Here is a 15,930-nt window from a genome sequence, read left to right as displayed (position 1 = left end):
TCTCGTCCTCGACCAGCCGCTCCCACGCCAGCGACCGCATGCACTCGGCGTCCAGCCCCGCCTCGGGCCGCGCCGCCGCCGCGGCCACCATCCCGGCCGCGCGCTCCCGCCGCTCCCGCCGGCGCTGTTCCTCCCCCGACGCCGTGCGCTCCTGCCGCCGCTCCATGAAGCCGGTGCGGATCCGCTCGGTCAGGGCGATCGTCAGCCGCAGCGAGCGCGTCAGCCGCGCCTGGATCGGCCCGAAATCCGTCGGCGCCTCCGGGTCCGGATGCGCCCTTTCCTGCTGCCGCTCGGTCATCCGCTTGCAGCGCATGTCGATCTCGGCCGCGTCGCGCAGCAGGCGCAGCGCCCAGCCCGTCCAGTTCATGTCGGGGTCGGTCGGCCGGTCCGGTTCGGAATGCGCCTCGTCCATGGAACGTATCATGAACACGAGTCGCATCGGAGCGCAATGAACATTGTGTTTATCGCCGGACTCCAAGGATATGTGCCGTGGTCAGATGAGAGAGGTCTGTGTAGTTCGGTTCTTATCTATCGTCGTCAAGACCCGTCAAAAAATCGTCGATATACGACCTCTGTCCCTTCGACAGATCGTCGCGTTTGCCAATTTCTTCAAAAATCGATTGTAGATTTAGTATTTCTGCCTGCACCAGCCTCTGTAGATCCACTGCAGGCAGGTTCGTATCTATGACCCACCCCTGTTTTTGCTCTGGATAAAAGCTAAACAGCCAGTCGTGCAGTATCTCAATGGCTGTCCAGCGCGGCCATTCCTCTCCGTGCTGAACGATCAATGCCAATATCGGGATGGCTGGGACGACTGCCGGATAATAAGTTCCTGATTCTGAATTTCCAAATGCATATTCCGTGTTCATTACCGACTGCCATGATGATGGTTCGTCGTGGACGTCTAATATATTTTTTAATTCCGCTGGAATTCTCCATTCAGGGCTGCTTGGCGGCCGCAGCCACTGCGTCCAATCTTGGGCGGCGATCGCGTCTTGTATGACGGATCGCGCACTCTTCCTATCCTCCATGAGCCAGAGCTCTTCTGCGAACCTTCTCACAATACTGTAGCCTAGCCGACATTCGATTGAACGGCCAGCAATCCAGGGCAGCAAGAGCGGAGGCATGGATTGCTTCGTCGGCTTCGCCTCCTCGCAATGACGGCTTTCGGAAGAGAAGGGAGGCCCGGCGGCGAGCTCGCCGGTATCCATCATCACGCGGTGTGCTCAGCTATCCCGGCACCAGGTGCTCCGTTGCCGCGCGCAGCAGCAGGATCTCCTGCAGCAGGCGTGACCGCTCGGAGTCCTCGGCCGCGCCGCCCGGCGGCGGAGCGGCGGCGGCGGGCAGCGCGGTGCCGTGGCGCAGGGCCTCGGCCAGGGCCGCGGTCTCGGCGGCGATCCATTGCCCGAACGCCGCATCCCCGGCCTCCGGCCGGTGCAGCCAGGCGGCGGTGGCGGCGCCGGCCAGCTGGCGCGCCAGGATGACGATGCTCAGCGCCGCGTCCAGCGCGTCGCGCTGCCACCAGGCCTCCAGCAGGGTGCGGCCGTGCGCCGCCTCGGCATTGCCGCTGGCCAGGCCGGCGGCGCGCCGCGCCGCCTCGATCGCCGCCTCGTCGCGGTCCGGCGCGAAGGCCAGGGCGGCGTAGCGGCCATTGGCCTCGATCGCCGCGGCCAGGGCCGGGCGCAGCTGCCGGTCCTCGCGGCTCGGCCACAGCAGCAGGCCTCCGAGCACGCCGATGGCGCTGCCCAGCACGTTGTAGAGCGCCCGCATCCAGGCCAGGGCCGGCTCGCTCGTACCCGGCTGCGACAGCTCGATCACCAGCACGAAGAGCGGGGTCAGGAAGAAGACGAACAGGCCGTAATTGACCGAGCGCACCGCCATGGTCGCGATCGCCAGCGGGAACACCGCGGCGGTCAGGGCGAGGGGCGTGTGCAGCACCAGGCCGAGCAGGGCCGCCAGCGCGCCGCCGAGCACGCTGCCGACCGCCCGTTCCAGCGCGCGCGGCCAGGTGGTCGCCACCGAGGGCTGCAGCACCAGCACCACCGCCATCGCCATCCAATAGGCGTAGGGCAGGCCGAGGATGTGGCTCAGCATCACCGCCCCGGCGGTGGCGACGGCGCAACGCAGGGCGTGGCGCAGCACCTCCGACCGCCAGCTCAGCTGCGCCCGCAGCGGCGCCAGCCAGGGCTGCCGGGCGGCGGGCCGGGCCCGGACCTCCGGCGTCTCGCCGGCCGAGCGCAGCTGGTCGACGATGGCGCGCAGCCCGGCCGCGACCGGCCCGTCGTCCAGCGTCCCGATCAGCCCGTCCAGCCGGTCCAGCGACCGCCGCCACGGGGCGCCGTCCTCGCGCCCGGCCGCGAAGGCATGGGCCTGGCGGTACAGCACCATCGCCAGGCGTCGCAGCGCCAGCCGCTCCTGCGGGCCGGAGCCGGACGCATGCTGGCGCAGCTCGCTCAGCGCGATCAGCCGGGCGAAGACCCGCTCGGCCCGGTCCAGCGCCAGCAGCAGCCGCTCCAGCGGGGCGGCCAGGCCGCGGCCTCGCAGGGTGCGGTCCAGCGTCGCCCGCCCGGTCTCGATCGCGCTGCGCACGGCGTGGCGGTAGCGCTGCGCGTGCAGCACCCAGTCGCGCGGGGCGGCGCCGGCGTCGAGCCGGGCGAGGCCGGCGGTCATGGCGGCGAGGCTGCGATAGACGGTGGCGACGCCCTCCCGGGCCGGCCGGAAGGGATGGATGCGCCAGATCGACAGGGCCAGCAGCATCGCCCAGGCGCAGCCGCCGAGATAGGCGGCGGCGAACTCGCCCAGCGCCGCCGGGGTGGGGGTGTGGTGGTCGACCGCGACGACGCAGGCCACCACCGCCAGCGTGCCGATCTGCCGCGCGGCGGCGCCGTAGACCCGGACCGCGCTGCCGATGAGGGCGCAGAGGAACACGATTGCCGTGGCCCAGGGCCAGCCCTGGGCGGAGGCCGCGGCGCCGGCGACCGCGAAGGCGCCGGACAGGAGCGAGAAGCCGGCCAGCGCCCGCACCCGGTCGCGGTTCGGCCCGCCGGGGTCGGCCAGGCAGGTCCAGAACGCGGCGATCGCGGCCCAGGCCAGGATCGGCGCTTGCAGCAGGCTGCCGATGGCGACCACGACGGCGCAGGAGGCGGCGGCGCGCAGGCCTTCGCCGAGGCTGAGGCTGCGCGGCGAGACGGCGATGGCGGCGCGGATCAGGGAGGGGCGCGGGGCCGCCGCGGCGCGGCTCATCCGCGGCACCGCCCTGGATCCCGGGGAAGGCTGCTCATCGTCGTCTCCATCTCGGCCGCGGGCCGCCCCTCTCGTGCTCCTCCCCTGTCTCGCCGAAGCAGGATAGCCTGTCCACCGGCCGATCGGCTGCGGCGCGAGGGCACGGCTGCCCTGCGATCGACGGGCAGCCCCGGCGCGCGGTTTCGGGCCATGATCGGGCTTCGAGAGTCTCCACACCGTCCTTGTGCAGCGAAGCGATCCGGAGGCCGCGCGCTTCGGCCCTGGATTGCTTCGTCGGCTTCGCCTCCTCGCAATGACGGTGAGGGGCGCAAGGGGTTCGCAAGAGAAGGAGAAGGCCGATGGACTACCGCAGACTCGGGCGCAGCGGGCTGAAGGTGTCGCCGCTGTGCCTCGGCACCATGATGTTCGGCGGCCCGACCGACGAGCCGACCGCGACCCGCATCATCGACCAGGCGCGGGAGGCGGGGATCAACTTCATCGACACCGCCGACGTCTACACCGGCGGCCGGTCGGAGGAGATCGTCGGCCGTGCCATCGCCGCCCGCCGCTCCTGGTGGGTGCTGGCGACCAAGCTGGCCAACCCGACCGGCGACGGCCCGAACGACCGCGGCCTGTCGCGCCGCCGCGCTTTCCTGGCGGTGGAGGACAGCCTGCGCCGGCTGGGCACCGACGCGATCGATGTCCTCTACCTGCACAAGGAGGATGCGACCACGCCGCTGGAAGAGACGGTGTCGGCCCTGGCCGACCTGATCCGCCAAGGCAAGATCCGGTATTTCGGCGTCTCCAACCACCGCTCCTGGCGGGTGGCGGAGATCTGCCGGCTGTGCGACCAGGCCGGGATCGAGCGGCCGGTGGTCAGCCAGCCCTACTACAACCTCCTGAACCGGATGCCGGAGGCCGAGCATCTGCCGGCCTGCGCCCATTTCGGGCTCGGCGTGGTGCCCTACAGCCCGCTGGCCCGCGGCGTGCTGACCGGCAAGTACAAGCCGGGCGCGGCGCCGGAGGAGGGCAGCCGCGCCGGCCGCCAGGACAAGCGCATGCTGGAGACGGAGTGGCGGCCGGAGAGCCTGGCGATCGCGGCGGAGCTGGCGGAGCATGCGCGCGGCCGCGGCATCACCCCGGGCCAGTTCGCTGTGGCCTGGCTGCTGAACAACCGCATCGTCACGGCGCCGATCGCCGGGCCGCGGACCGAGGAGCAATGGGCCGACTATCTCGGCGCGCTGGACTACGCCTTCACGGCGGAGGACGAGGCGCTGGTGGACCGGCTGGTGGTCACCGGACACCCGTCGAGCCCGGGCTACAACGACCCGGCCTATCCGATCGAGGGTCGTGTGCCGCGGGTGGGGTAAGGACTCAGAGGATAGGCCGGCGCCACCCAGATCCGGCCCGTCCTTATCACTCTCCCCCTCCCCCCGCGGGGAGGGGAATCGCAGATGAGTAATCGGGAGGGTTGCGAAGGGGGAGAGAAAGGATTCTGTGTGAGCGATCTCTGGAAGAGGTGGCTGGGATCCAATGTTGCTGTCGGTGCTTGGAGAAGTGCGCGATCCGCGGGACGTGAACGCGCGGCATATTTTGGCGGAATTGCTGTTCGTGGCATTGGCGGCAACGCTGTGCGGAGCGAAGAGTTGCGTGGAGATCGCGGAGTTTGGGGAGGCGCGGGAGGAGGATCTGAAGGAGATCCTGTCGCTGCCGCATGGGATGCCGAGCCACGACACGTTCAGCCGGGTGTTCCGGCTGCTCGACCCGGCCGAGCTGGAGCGGGCGTTCACGGCTTTCATGGCAGCGCTGCGGCAGGAGCTGGGCCTGCCGCCGCCGCGCGGGGTGGTGGCGATCGACGGCAAGGCCTTGCGGCGCGGATACGAGAAGGGACAGGCGTATCTGCCGCCGCTGATGGTGGGGGTGTGGGATGCGGAGACGCGGCTGGCGATCGCCGGCACCCGGGCGCCGGGCGGGTCGGAGGTGAAGGGGGCGCTGGAGCTGTTGAAGGGTCTGACGCTGAAGGGCTGCACGGTGACGGCAGACGCGCTGCACTGCCATCCGGCGACGGCCGAGGCGGTGCTGGCGGCCCAGGCGCAGTACGCCATCGGGCTGAAGGCCAACCACGGGCCGCTGTTCGCGGCGGCCGAAGCCGGCTTTGCGGCGGCCGGGGATCTTGCCTGCTTCGAGACCCGGGAGCAGGCGCATGGCCGCAGCGAGTGGCGCCGGGCTTCGGTGTTGCCGGTGGCCCGGCTGCCCGGCCTTTCCCGGGCTGAAGGGGATCGGCCGGATCGAGGCCGAGCGGACCGGCACGGACGGGAAGCGCGTCGCCTCGGTCCGATACATCGTTTTGTCCCGGCTGCTGTCGCCGGCCCGGCTGGCGACAGTCATTCGCACCCATTGGAGCATCGAGAACCATCTGCATTGGACGCTCGACGTGGTGTTCCACGAAGACGATGCCCGAACCCGCAAGGACAACGCGCCGCAAAATCTCGCCGTCATCCGCCGGCTTGCGCAGAACATCTTGCGTGCCCATCCGCTCGACAAGCCGATGGCCAGCAAAATGCGGCGCGCTCGCTGGAACAAAGAGTTCTTCTTCGAGCTCTTTACATACATGCGATAGCCCTCCCCCCGCGGGAGGGGTAGGGGGAGGGGGTGTCGATCAAAGAGAACCGGCGGCGGTCTCTTGAAAGGCGGGTAGTTGCGGCCTCTCTCATTCGCGCGCGGACGCGCGCAGACCCCTCCCCCTACCCCCTCCCGCAAGGGGAGGGGGAGGCTACAAGAGGAATGCCTGCGGACGCTCTCACGCCGTCTCCGCCGCCTTCAGCCCCAGCTCCTGCTCCATCGCCTGGCGCATCCGGAACTTCTGGATCTTGCCGGTCACGGTCATCGGGAAGGCGTCGACGAAGCGGATGTAGCGCGGGATCTTCTGGTGCGCGATCTGGCCGTCGCAGAAGCCGCGCACCTCGTCCGCCGTCAGCGTCTCGCCCTCGCGGACCCGGATCCAGGCGCACAGCTCCTCGCCGTATTTCGGGTCGGGCACGCCGAACACCTGCACGTCCTGGATCTTCGGGTGGCGGTACAGGAACTCCTCGACCTCGCGCGGATAGACGTTCTCGCCGCCGCGGATCACCAGGTCCTTGATCCGGCCGACGATGTTGCAGAAGCCCTCGTCGTCGAGCACCGCCAGGTCGCCGGAATGCATCCAGCCGGCGGCGTCCACCACCTCCGCCGTCTTGTCCGGCTGGTTCCAGTAGCCCCGCATCACCGAATAGCCGCGGGTGCACAGCTCGCCGCGCTGGCCGCGCGGCACGATCCGGCCCTCGGGGTCGACGATCTTGACCTCGAGATGCGGGTGGATCCGGCCGACGGTGGAGACCCGCCGCTCCAGCGGGTCGTCGACCGCGCTCTGGAAGCTGACCGGGCTGGTCTCGGTCATGCCGTAGCAGATGGTGATCTCGCGGATGTTCATCTGGCCGACCACCCGCTTCATCACCTCGATCGGGCAGGGCGACCCGGCCATGATGCCGGTGCGCAGGCGGGAGAGGTCGAACTCGGCGAAGCGCGGATGGTCGAGCATGGCGATGAACATGGTCGGCACGCCGTAGAGCGCGGTGCAGCGCTCCTCCGCCGCCGTGGCCAGCGTCGCCAGCGGGTCGAAGCCCTCGCCCGGATAGACCATGGCGGCGCCGTGGGTGACGGCGGCCAGGTTGCCCATGACCATGCCGAAGCAGTGGTAGAGGGGCACGGGGATGCAGATCCGGTCCTGTTCGCTGAGCGCCAGGCCGCGGCCGACGAAACAGCCGTTGTTCAGGATGTTGTGGTGGCTGAGGGTGACGCCCTTGGGCGAGCCGGTAGTGCCGCTGGTGAACTGGATGTTGGCCGGGGCGTCGAATTGCAGCGTGCCGGCCAGCTGCGACAGCCGGTCCCGCTCCGCCGCGCCGCCGAGGCTAGCGACGCTGTCGAAGGGGATGGTGCCGGGGGCTGCTACGCCACTTGGGCCGCCGATCTGGATGACGCTGCGCAGCGCCGGCAGCTTCGCCGCCCGCAGCCGGCCGGGGTCGGCCGTTGCCAGCTCCGGCGCCAGGGTGTTGAGCATGCCGAGATAGTCGCTGGTCTTGAACGCGGTGGCGGTGACCAGCGCGGCGCAGCCGACCAAGTTGAGCGCGTATTCCAGCTCGGCCAGGCGGTAGGCCGGGTTGACCGTGACCAGGATCAGCCCGGCCTTGGCGGCGGCGAACTGGGTCAGCGCCCATTCCGCCCGGTTCAGCGACCAGATGCCGATGCGGTCGCCGGGCGAGAGGCCGAGGGCGAGCAGGCCGGCGGCGAAGGCTTCGGCGCGGTCGGCGAGGTCCCGCCAGCTCCAGCGGATGCCCTGGGCCCGGTCGATCAGCGCCGGCCGGTCGGGCCAGCGCGCGGCGGCGCGGTCCAGCGCCCGGCCGATGGTCTCGCCCAGCAGCGGCGCGTCGGCGATGCCGCTGACATAGCTCGGTTCGCTGACCATTGGCGCCTCCCGATCCGCCTCGCTGTTGGAGGCAGTGTAGCGGTCGGGCGGAAAACGGCTAGTCGATCCAGCCGCGCACGTCGTTGGCGGCCACCAGCGCCTTGTCGAAGGCGCGGAGGTCGAAGCGGCGGGCCTCGTCTTCTTCGGCGGCGGTCAGCGGGTCGGCCCGGCGCATCTCGGCCTCCGCCTCGGCGTCGAGGCCCTGCCGCAGCAGGTCGGTGGCGTGCTTCCAGTTGAGCCGCTGCCGCGGGCCCGGGCCGGCGCCGGTCTGCGCCCAGTCGCGCAGGCCGATGCAAAGCGAGGTAAAGAGAAGCAGGCCGGGATCGCTGTTCGCTTCCTGGCTCATGGGGACTCCAAACGGTTCTGTTCCGGAATGACATGGTCCGGAGGCGCAGACGGGCAACCGGAACCGGGCGTCGGCGGGCTGTGCCGGCCCGCTCGCCGTCCGGACTAGACCGAAGAGGAGGAAGCGTCAACGACCGATGACGGGAGACGGGAGAACGGCAGGCCGTCCTCCCCGTCCCGCGGATCAGGCCGGCCGCGCCTGTGCGACCGTGATCATCCAGGACACGCCGAAGCGGTCCGCGACCATGCCGAAGCGCGAGGAGAAGAAGGTCGGGGCCATCGGCATCTGGATCTGGCCGCCTTCGGCCAGGGCGGCGAAGACCTTCTCCGCCTCGGCGTCGCTCTCGGTCTCCAGGGCCAGGGAGATGCCCTTGAACTCCGGCTTGCCCTGGCACATGCCGTCGGACGCGAACAGCATCGTGCCGCGGATGGTGACGCAGGCATGCATCACCTTCTCGGCCATGTCGGCGGTCATCGGGCCGCATCCCTCCTGGGGCGGCGCCTCCGGCTGCGGCGGCGCGTCCTTGAAGCGGAACAGCTGCTCGACCTTGGCGCCGAGGGTGCGGGTGTAGAATTCGAGCGCCTCGTCGCAGCGCCCGTCGAAGAACAGGTAGGGCTTGATCGCCTGGGAAACGGATTGCATGGCGGCGTTCCTCTCCTGGATAGGGGCCCGGATCGGCGCGGCGGATGCCGGCGCCGATCCGAGGACGGTGCGCGGCACCAGAATCCGACAGCGCCGCGGAATATTTTTGCCCCGGTCCGCCGATCCTACGCGGTTCCGGCGGCGATGCCGAGCCGGCCGGTTTTCATCCGCGATTCCAGCGGGTTGGCACTCTCATGCCGAGAGTGCCAAAATTTTTGAGGAAGGTTCTTGAAGCCGATTTTCGGCCTTCCTATGTCGGCATCCGTCGGGCCGGCGCCCCCTGCATTTCAGCGGCGCCGCCCTGCCCACATGACGCTATTGGCAAGACAGGAGTCCGCAATGACATTCCGTCCGCTGCACGATCGCGTGGCCGTCCGGCGCCTCACCAGCGAGGAGAAGACCAGGGGCGGCATCATCATCCCCGACACCGCCAAGGAGAAGCCGCAGGAGGGCGAGGTGATCGCCGTCGGCCCCGGCGCGCGGGATGAACGCGGCGAGCTCGTGCCGCTCGATGTGAAGGTCGGCGACCGCGTGCTGTTCGGCAAGTGGTCGGGCACCGAGGTCAAGATCGACGGGGAGGAGATCCTGATCATGAAGGAAAGCGACATCATGGGCGTGCTGGACGGCGCCGCCCTGCGCCAGGCCGCCTGAGGCGCCCGCGTGGTCGTGTTTCGTTGAGGAGGAATGAGCATGGCTGCCAAGGATGTGAAGTTCGCCACCGACGCGCGGGAGCGGATGCTGCGCGGCGTCGAGATCCTGGCCGACGCGGTCAAGGTCACGCTCGGGCCCAAGGGCCGCAACGTCGTGATCGACAAGTCGTTCGGCGCGCCGCGGATCACCAAGGACGGCGTGACCGTGGCCAAGGAGATCGAGCTCTCCGACAAGTTCGAGAACATGGGCGCGCAGATGGTGCGCGAGGTCGCGTCGAAGACCAACGACCTGGCCGGTGACGGCACCACCACCGCGACCATCCTGGCCTCGGCGATCGTGAAGGAGGGCGCCAAGGCCGTCGCCGCCGGCCTGAACCCGATGGACCTGAAGCGCGGCATCGACAAGGCCGTCGAGGCCGTCGTCGCCGAGCTGCGGACCAACGCGCGCAAGATCACGCGCAACGACGAGATCGCCCAGGTCGGCACCATCTCCGCCAATGGCGACGCCGAGATCGGCCGGTTCCTGGCCGAGGCGATGCAGAAGGTCGGCAACGAGGGCGTGATCACGGTCGAGGAGGCGAAGAGCCTCGACACCGAGCTCGAAGTCGTCGAGGGCATGCAGTTCGACCGCGGCTACGTCTCGCCCTACTTCGTGACCAACCCGGAGAAGATGCGGGTCGAGCTCGAGGACGCCTATGTCCTGATCCACGAGAAGAAGCTGTCCTCGCTGCAGGCGCTGGTGCCGCTGCTCGAGGCGGTGGTGCAGTCGGGCAAGCCGCTGCTGATCATCGCCGAGGACGTCGAGGGCGAGGCGCTGGCGACGCTCGTGGTCAACAAGCTGCGCGGCGGCCTGAAGGTCGCGGCGGTCAAGGCCCCGGGCTTCGGCGACCGGCGGAAGGCGATGCTCGAGGATATCGCGATCCTGACCGGCGGCACCGCGATCTCCGAGGACCTCGGCATCAAGCTCGAGAACGTCACGCTCGACATGCTGGGCCGCGCCAAGCGGGTGGTGATCGAGAAGGAGAACACCACCGTCATCGACGGCGCCGGGTCCAAGGACCAGATCCAGGGCCGCTGCAACCAGATCCGGGCGCAGATCGAGGAGACCACCTCGGACTACGACCGCGAGAAGCTGCAGGAGCGCCTGGCCAAGCTGGCGGGCGGCGTCGCGGTGATCCGCGTCGGCGGCGCCACCGAGGTCGAGGTGAAGGAGCGCAAGGATCGCGTCGACGACGCGATGCACGCGACCAAGGCTGCGGTGGAGGAGGGCATCCTGCCCGGCGGCGGCGTCGCCCTGCTGCGCGCGGCCAAGGCGCTGGACGGCCTGACCTGGGACAACGACGACCAGCGCACCGGCATCGATATCGTCCGCCGCGCCCTGCAGGCGCCGGCGCGTCAGATCGCGCTCAATGCCGGCGAGGACGGGTCGCTGATCGTCGGCAAGGTGCTGGAGTCGGACGAGCACGCCTTCGGCTTCGACGCCCAGGCCGGCGAGTACGGCGACATGTACGCCAAGGGCATCATCGATCCGGCCAAGGTCGTGCGCACGGCGCTGCAGGACGCGGCGTCGGTCGCCGGCCTGCTGATCACCACCGAGGCGATGGTCGCCGAGCTGCCGAAGAAGCCGGCCGAAACCCCGACCCCCGGCGCGGGCATGGACTACTGAGGAAGACCGGATCCGCGGGAAGGCGCAAGCCTTCCCGCCCTCATCAGCCCTCATCATTGGATATCGCTTCGGAGGTATCGCGATGGTGTTCAGAGCCATTCCCGGCCGGTTCCGGGGGGCCCTCGGCGGTGGGCTGGTCGCCCTGACGCTGGTCCTGTCCGGCGCGACGGCCCCGGCCGCGGGCACGCTGCCGCCCTTCGCCGGCCCGCAGTTCAACTCGGTCGCCCCGATCCTGCAGCAGGCGACGCCCGCGGTGGTGAACATCGCCGTGCGCGGCCATGTGCGCGAGCGCAATCCGCTGTTCCAGGACCCGTTCTTCCGCCGCTTCTTCGACATGCCGGAGGTGGTCGAGCGCGAGGTCCAGTCCGCCGGATCGGGCGTGATCGTCGATGCCCGGCAGGGCTATGTCCTGACCAACAACCATGTGGTGGACGACGCCGACACGATCGAGGTCACCACCAAGGACAACCGGCGCTTCAAGGCCCGGCTGGTCGGGCGTGACCCGGCGACGGACATCGCCGTGCTGCGGATACCGGGCGGCTCTTCGCTGACGGAGATGCCGCTCGGCGACAGCGACCGGCTGCAGGTCGGCGACTTCGTCCTCGCCATCGGCAACCCGTTCGGCCTGGGCCAGACGGTGACATCGGGCATCGTCAGCGCCCTCGGCCGCAGCGGCATCGGCCGCAACGGCGGCTACGAGGATTTCATCCAGACCGACGCCTCGATCAATCCGGGGAACTCCGGCGGCGCGCTGGTCGACCTCAACGGCCGGCTGATCGGGATCAACACGGCGATCCTGTCCGCCACCGGCAGCAGCGTCGGCATCGGCTTCGCCGTGCCGATCAACATGGCGCGCGCGGTGATGGACCAGATCATCCGCAACGGCTCGGTCCAGCGCGGGCGGATCGGCGTCTCGATCCGGGATCTGACGCCCGAATTGTCGCAGTCGCTGCGGCTCGACAGGACCGGCGGCGCGGTGGTGGTCTCGGTCGATCAAAGGTCGCCGGCGGCGCGCGCGGGGATCAGGGCCAACGACCTGGTCGTCGCGGTCGACGGCGCCCCGGTGCGAAATTCGTCCGAACTTCGGAACAAGATCGGCCTCTCACCGGTTGGCAGTCGCGTGGAACTCACGATCGAGCGGGACGGCAGGACCCAGACCCTCGCGGTCGAGGTGGCGCCCAGCGGACGCTCGTGATCGGCATGTCCCGGTTCGGGGCTTGAAAAGAGAGGACCAGAATGACCGGTTCCGCTTCTTCGATCAGCGCACGCGTGCTCGCCGCCTATCGCTCCAGCCGGAAGGCCGGGGCGGACGAATGGGCCGCGTGCGACAAGGCCTTGGAGGTGTTCCGCCGGGCTCATCCGGAGGCCTCCTCGGACTTCGCCAACACCTTCGTCTCCGACGTGCTGCGCGAGGCTTACCCGCCCACCCGCATCGCCAGCCTGGCCCGGAGGGCATCGCAGGTGCCCCGGCGGACGATACCCCCGGCGGGACAGCTGGTCCCGCAGGGCAGGGCGGGAAGCGGCGCCCGCCTGTAGCCGCCGCGCGCCCCTGTACCGTCTTCCGCCGACACGGCCCATGGCGGGCCGCATCGCGCAGCCCGCCGATTTCATCGCCCATTCATCTCAGGTCCGACGATGAAGATCGCCCAGATCGCTCCACTCTACGAAGCCGTGCCGCCGAAGCTCTACGGGGGTACCGAACGGATCGTCGCCCATCTGTCCGACGCGCTGGTCGATCTCGGTCACGACGTCACCCTGTTCTCCAGCGCCGACGCCCATTCGCGGGCCACGCTGGTGCCGATGCGCGACCAGGCCTTCCGGCTCGACCCCAGCCCGCTCAAATCCGACTACGCCGCGCATCTGTCGATGCTGCACGAAGTCCGCCGGCGGGCCGACGAATTCGACATCCTGCATTTCCATGTCGACCTGATCCATTTCCCGCTGTTCGAGGCGATCGCCCCCCGCACCGTGACCACCCTGCACGGCCGGCTGGACCTGAAGGACCTGCCGGAGGTTTATCGCCGCTGGCCGGACTACCCGCTGGTGTCGATCTCGGACTCCCAGCGCCTGCCGCTGGCCGGCGCCAACTGGGCGGCGACGGTGCATCACGGGCTGGCGGAGGACCTGTTCCAGCCGACGATCGCGCCGCGGGACGGCTATCTCGCCTTCCTCGGCCGGATCTCGCCGGAGAAGCGGCCGGACCGGGCGATCGAGATCGCCCGGCGCTCCGGCCGGCGGCTGCGCATCGCGGCCAAGGTCGACGCCGCGGACCAGATCTACTTCAAGGAGACGATCGAGCCGCTGCTGTCCGATCCCCTCGTCGAGTTCATCGGCGAGATCGGGGACGGCGCCAAGGCGGAGTTCCTCGGCAATGCCGCCGGGCTGGTGTTCCCGATCGACTGGCCCGAGCCCTTCGGCCTGGTGATGATCGAGGCCATGGCCTGCGGCACGCCGGTGATCGCCTGGAACTGCGGTTCGGTGCCGGAGGTGATCGACCACGGCGTGAGCGGCTTCATCGTCCGGTCGATGGAGGAGGCGGTGGAGGCGGTCGAACGGCTGCCGGAGCTGGATCGCGGCGAGATCCGCCGGAGCTTCGAGCGGCGCTTCTCCAGCCGGGTGATGGCGGAGCGGTATCTCGAGCTGTACGGCCGGCTGGCCGGCGACGGCGGCGTTCCCACTACCCTGCTGGCCGCCGAGTGAGCCGGCCCGAGCCCGAGCTGACTCCGGCCGAACCGGTCCCGGAGACTCCGCCGCCGCCCGACGCCTCGGCCCGGCGCGTGCCGCTGCGCATGTACGCGCTGAAGCATGGCGACACCTTCCTGGTGGCCGACGCCCTCGGCAACATCGCCGGCGACGATGATGGGCTGTTCCACAACGACCCCCGCATCCTGTCCCGCTTCATCGTCCTGCTCGGCGGCGAGCTGCCGTCGCTGCTCGGCGCGGGCCTGAGCCAGGACAACGCCGTCTTCACCAGCCATGCGACCAACCGGACGCCGTCGCCGCTGGGCGATGAGGGGCTGCCGGAAGGGGCGATCCATCTGCAGCGGTCGATGCTGCTGTGGGACGACCGGCTGTACGAGCAGATCCGGATCGAGAATTTCGGCCAGGCCGAGGTGCGGGTCCCGCTCGCGATCCGCTTCGGAGCGGATTTCCGCGACATGTTCGAGGTGCGCGGCGCCTCGCGGCTGCATCGCGGCCGGCTGGCCGGGCCGGAGGTGCGCGGCGACGCGGTGGTGCTGCGCTACACCGGGCTGGACAAGGTCGCGCGCCAGGCGGTGATCCGGTTCTCGGAGGCGCCGCAGCGCCTCGACGGCGACACGGCGGAGTTCCTGTTCCGGCTGCCGGGGCACGGCGCCTTCGACCTGTATGTCGAGGTCGGGGCGGAGGAGGCGGCCGAGGCGCCCGGCCGGGTCCGGTTCCGCCACGCCACCGCCCGGGCCAAGCGGCGGATGCGGACCCTGTCGCGGCACGGCACGGTGCTGCGCAGCTCCGGCCGGCTGTTCAACGACTGGATCGACAAGTCGCGGGCCGACCTGTCGCTGCTGGTCACCGAGCTGCCGACCGGGCCCTACCCCTATGCCGGCATCCCCTGGTTCTCGACCACCTTCGGGCGCGACGCGATCATCACCGCGCTGCAGACGCTGTGGCTGAGCCCGGTGCTGGCGCGCGGCGTGCTGCGCTTCCTGGCGCAGCACCAGGCGCTGGAGGCGTCGGCCTTCAAGGACGCCCAGCCCGGCAAGATCATGCACGAGGCGCGCCGGGGCGAGATGGTCGCGCTGGGCGAGCTGCCCTTCGGCGAATATTACGGCGGGGTCGACACCACGCCGCTGTTCGTCATGCTGGCCGGCGCCTATGCGAGCCGGACCGGCGACCTGGCGCTGATCGACGAGCTTTGGCCGGAGCTGCTGCGCGCCATCGGCTGGGTCGAGCGGGTGGCCGACGGCAATGACGGCGGCTTCCTCGACTACGCCCGCAGCTCGGAGAAGGGGCTGTCGAACCAGGGCTGGAAGGACAGCCACGATTCCGTCTTCCACGCGGACGGGCGCTTCCCGGAGGGGCCGATCGCACTGGTCGAGGTGCAGGGCTATGCCTTCGCCGCCCTGCGCACCATGGGCGATCTGGCGGCCCAGCGCGGGCTGGCCGACGATGCGACGCGGTGGCGGGTGCGGGCCGAGGCGCTGCGCGTCGCGGTCGAGGACCGGTTCTGGATGGAGGATCTGGGCTTCTACGCCCTGGCGCTGGACGGCCATGGCCAGCCTTGCCGGGTCCGCGCCTCCAATGCCGGGCATCTGCTGTATTGCGGCCTGCCGGCGCCGGACCGGGCGGCCAGCGTCGCGCGGCAGCTGCTCGACACGCCGTTCTACTCGGGCTGGGGCATCCGCACCCTGGCCCGCGGCGAGGCCAACTTCAACCCGATGTCCTATCACAACGGCTCGGTCTGGCCGCATGACGGGGCGATCTGCGCCGCCGGCCTGGCCCGCTACGGCGAGCGCGCCGGTGTGGTCCGGCTGCTCAGCGGCCTGTTCGAGACGGCGGTGAACTTCGACATGCGGCTGCCGGAGCTGTTCTGCGGCTTCCCGCGGGCGCGCGGCGAGGGGCCGATCGCCTATCCGGTGGCCTGCCTGCCGCAGGCCTGGGCCTCGGGCGCCGTGTTCATGACGCTGCAGGCCTGCCTCGGCCTCCGGGTCGACGGCGCCCGCAACCGCATCCGCATCGACCGGCCGCATCTGCCGATCGGGATCGAGACCCTGACGGTCGAGGCGCTGCCGGTCGGCGAGCGGCAAGTCACCCTGACCTTCCAGCGCATCGGCGACCGGGTCGTGGTCTCCCCCCAGGGCGCCCGGCCGCCGGAGGTCGACATCATCATCCGGATGTGAGGCCACCCGCCCGGCTGACCTGGTTC

The 15,930-nt window shown here is 70.1% G+C and carries 13 protein-coding genes and 1 pseudogene; 8 read left to right on the top strand and 6 right to left on the bottom strand.

Annotated features, from left to right (window positions below; genetic code table 11):
* From LG391_RS28870 to LG391_RS28860, 3 genes are all read right to left on the bottom strand, one after another.
* The coding region (locus tag LG391_RS28870; protein ID WP_225771551.1) for a hypothetical protein at positions 1–412 on the bottom strand (412 nt) is incomplete at its 3' end.
* Positions 413–524: 112 nt separating this feature from the next.
* Positions 525–1,217 carry a hypothetical protein gene (locus LG391_RS28865; RefSeq protein WP_225771549.1) on the bottom strand — a complete coding sequence of 231 codons (693 nt, stop codon included), beginning with the start codon at positions 1,215–1,217 and terminating at the stop codon, positions 525–527.
* 13 nt (positions 1,218–1,230) lie between these two features.
* Complete coding sequence (locus tag LG391_RS28860; RefSeq protein WP_225771571.1) at positions 1,231–3,243, bottom strand: FUSC family protein; 2,013 nt, start codon at positions 3,241–3,243, stop codon at positions 1,231–1,233.
* A gap of 338 nt (positions 3,244–3,581) precedes the next feature.
* On the opposite strand from LG391_RS28860, the gene LG391_RS28855 reads away from it, so the two are divergent.
* Together LG391_RS28855 and LG391_RS28850 are read left to right on the top strand one after the other, a co-directional pair.
* A complete protein-coding gene (locus LG391_RS28855) occupies positions 3,582–4,592 on the top strand; it encodes an aldo/keto reductase (RefSeq protein ID WP_225771547.1) in 1,011 nt (336 codons plus the stop codon).
* A 163-nt stretch (positions 4,593–4,755) separates the two neighbouring features.
* A pseudogene (locus LG391_RS28850) lies at positions 4,756–5,842 on the top strand (ISAs1 family transposase).
* 180 nt (positions 5,843–6,022) lie between these two features.
* Here LG391_RS28850 and LG391_RS28845 read toward each other — a convergent pair.
* The 3 genes from LG391_RS28845 to LG391_RS28835 all read right to left on the bottom strand — a co-directional run bounded on the left by LG391_RS28845 (position 6,023) and on the right by LG391_RS28835 (position 8,711).
* Positions 6,023–7,723, bottom strand: coding sequence for an AMP-binding protein (locus tag LG391_RS28845; protein WP_225771545.1), 1,701 nt, complete (start codon positions 7,721–7,723; stop codon positions 6,023–6,025).
* 58 nt (positions 7,724–7,781) lie between these two features.
* Entirely contained in the window at positions 7,782–8,069 is a 288-nt protein-coding gene (locus LG391_RS28840; RefSeq protein ID WP_225771543.1) for a hypothetical protein, read from the bottom strand.
* 183 nt (positions 8,070–8,252) lie between these two features.
* Positions 8,253–8,711 carry a VOC family protein gene (locus tag LG391_RS28835; RefSeq protein ID WP_225771541.1) on the bottom strand — a complete coding sequence of 153 codons (459 nt, stop codon included), beginning with the start codon at positions 8,709–8,711 and terminating at the stop codon, positions 8,253–8,255.
* Positions 8,712–9,050: 339 nt separating this feature from the next.
* Between LG391_RS28835 and groES the strand changes: the two genes are divergently transcribed.
* The 6 genes from groES to LG391_RS28805 all read left to right on the top strand — a co-directional run bounded on the left by groES (position 9,051) and on the right by LG391_RS28805 (position 15,904).
* Positions 9,051–9,362, top strand: coding sequence for a co-chaperone GroES (groES, locus tag LG391_RS28830; protein WP_225771539.1), 312 nt, complete (start codon positions 9,051–9,053; stop codon positions 9,360–9,362).
* Positions 9,363–9,401: 39 nt separating this feature from the next.
* Complete coding sequence (groL, locus tag LG391_RS28825) at positions 9,402–11,027, top strand: chaperonin GroEL (protein WP_225771537.1); 1,626 nt, start codon at positions 9,402–9,404, stop codon at positions 11,025–11,027.
* Positions 11,028–11,109: 82 nt separating this feature from the next.
* A complete protein-coding gene (locus LG391_RS28820; RefSeq protein ID WP_225771535.1) occupies positions 11,110–12,222 on the top strand; it encodes a Do family serine endopeptidase in 1,113 nt (370 codons plus the stop codon).
* Between the two features lie 41 nt (positions 12,223–12,263).
* Positions 12,264–12,563, top strand: coding sequence for a hypothetical protein (locus LG391_RS28815; protein ID WP_225771534.1), 300 nt, complete (start codon positions 12,264–12,266; stop codon positions 12,561–12,563).
* 99 nt (positions 12,564–12,662) lie between these two features.
* Positions 12,663–13,727: a glycosyltransferase family 4 protein gene (locus LG391_RS28810; protein WP_225771532.1), complete on the top strand. Its 1,065-nt coding sequence runs from the start codon at positions 12,663–12,665 to the stop codon at positions 13,725–13,727.
* The gene (locus LG391_RS28805; protein WP_225771531.1) at positions 13,724–15,904 is read left to right on the top strand and encodes an amylo-alpha-1,6-glucosidase; all 2,181 of its coding nucleotides are present in this window, start codon (positions 13,724–13,726) and stop codon (positions 15,902–15,904) included. Before LG391_RS28810 ends, LG391_RS28805 begins: the two co-directional genes overlap by 4 nt.
* Positions 15,905–15,930 lie beyond the last annotated feature (26 nt).

The sequence above is a fragment of the Inquilinus sp. Marseille-Q2685 genome (assembly GCF_916619195.1).
GTDB lineage: Bacteria > Pseudomonadota > Alphaproteobacteria > DSM-16000 > Inquilinaceae > Inquilinus.
The sequence above is the reverse complement of the archived record's forward strand: the minus strand, read 5'-3'. Positions and strand labels throughout refer to the sequence as shown.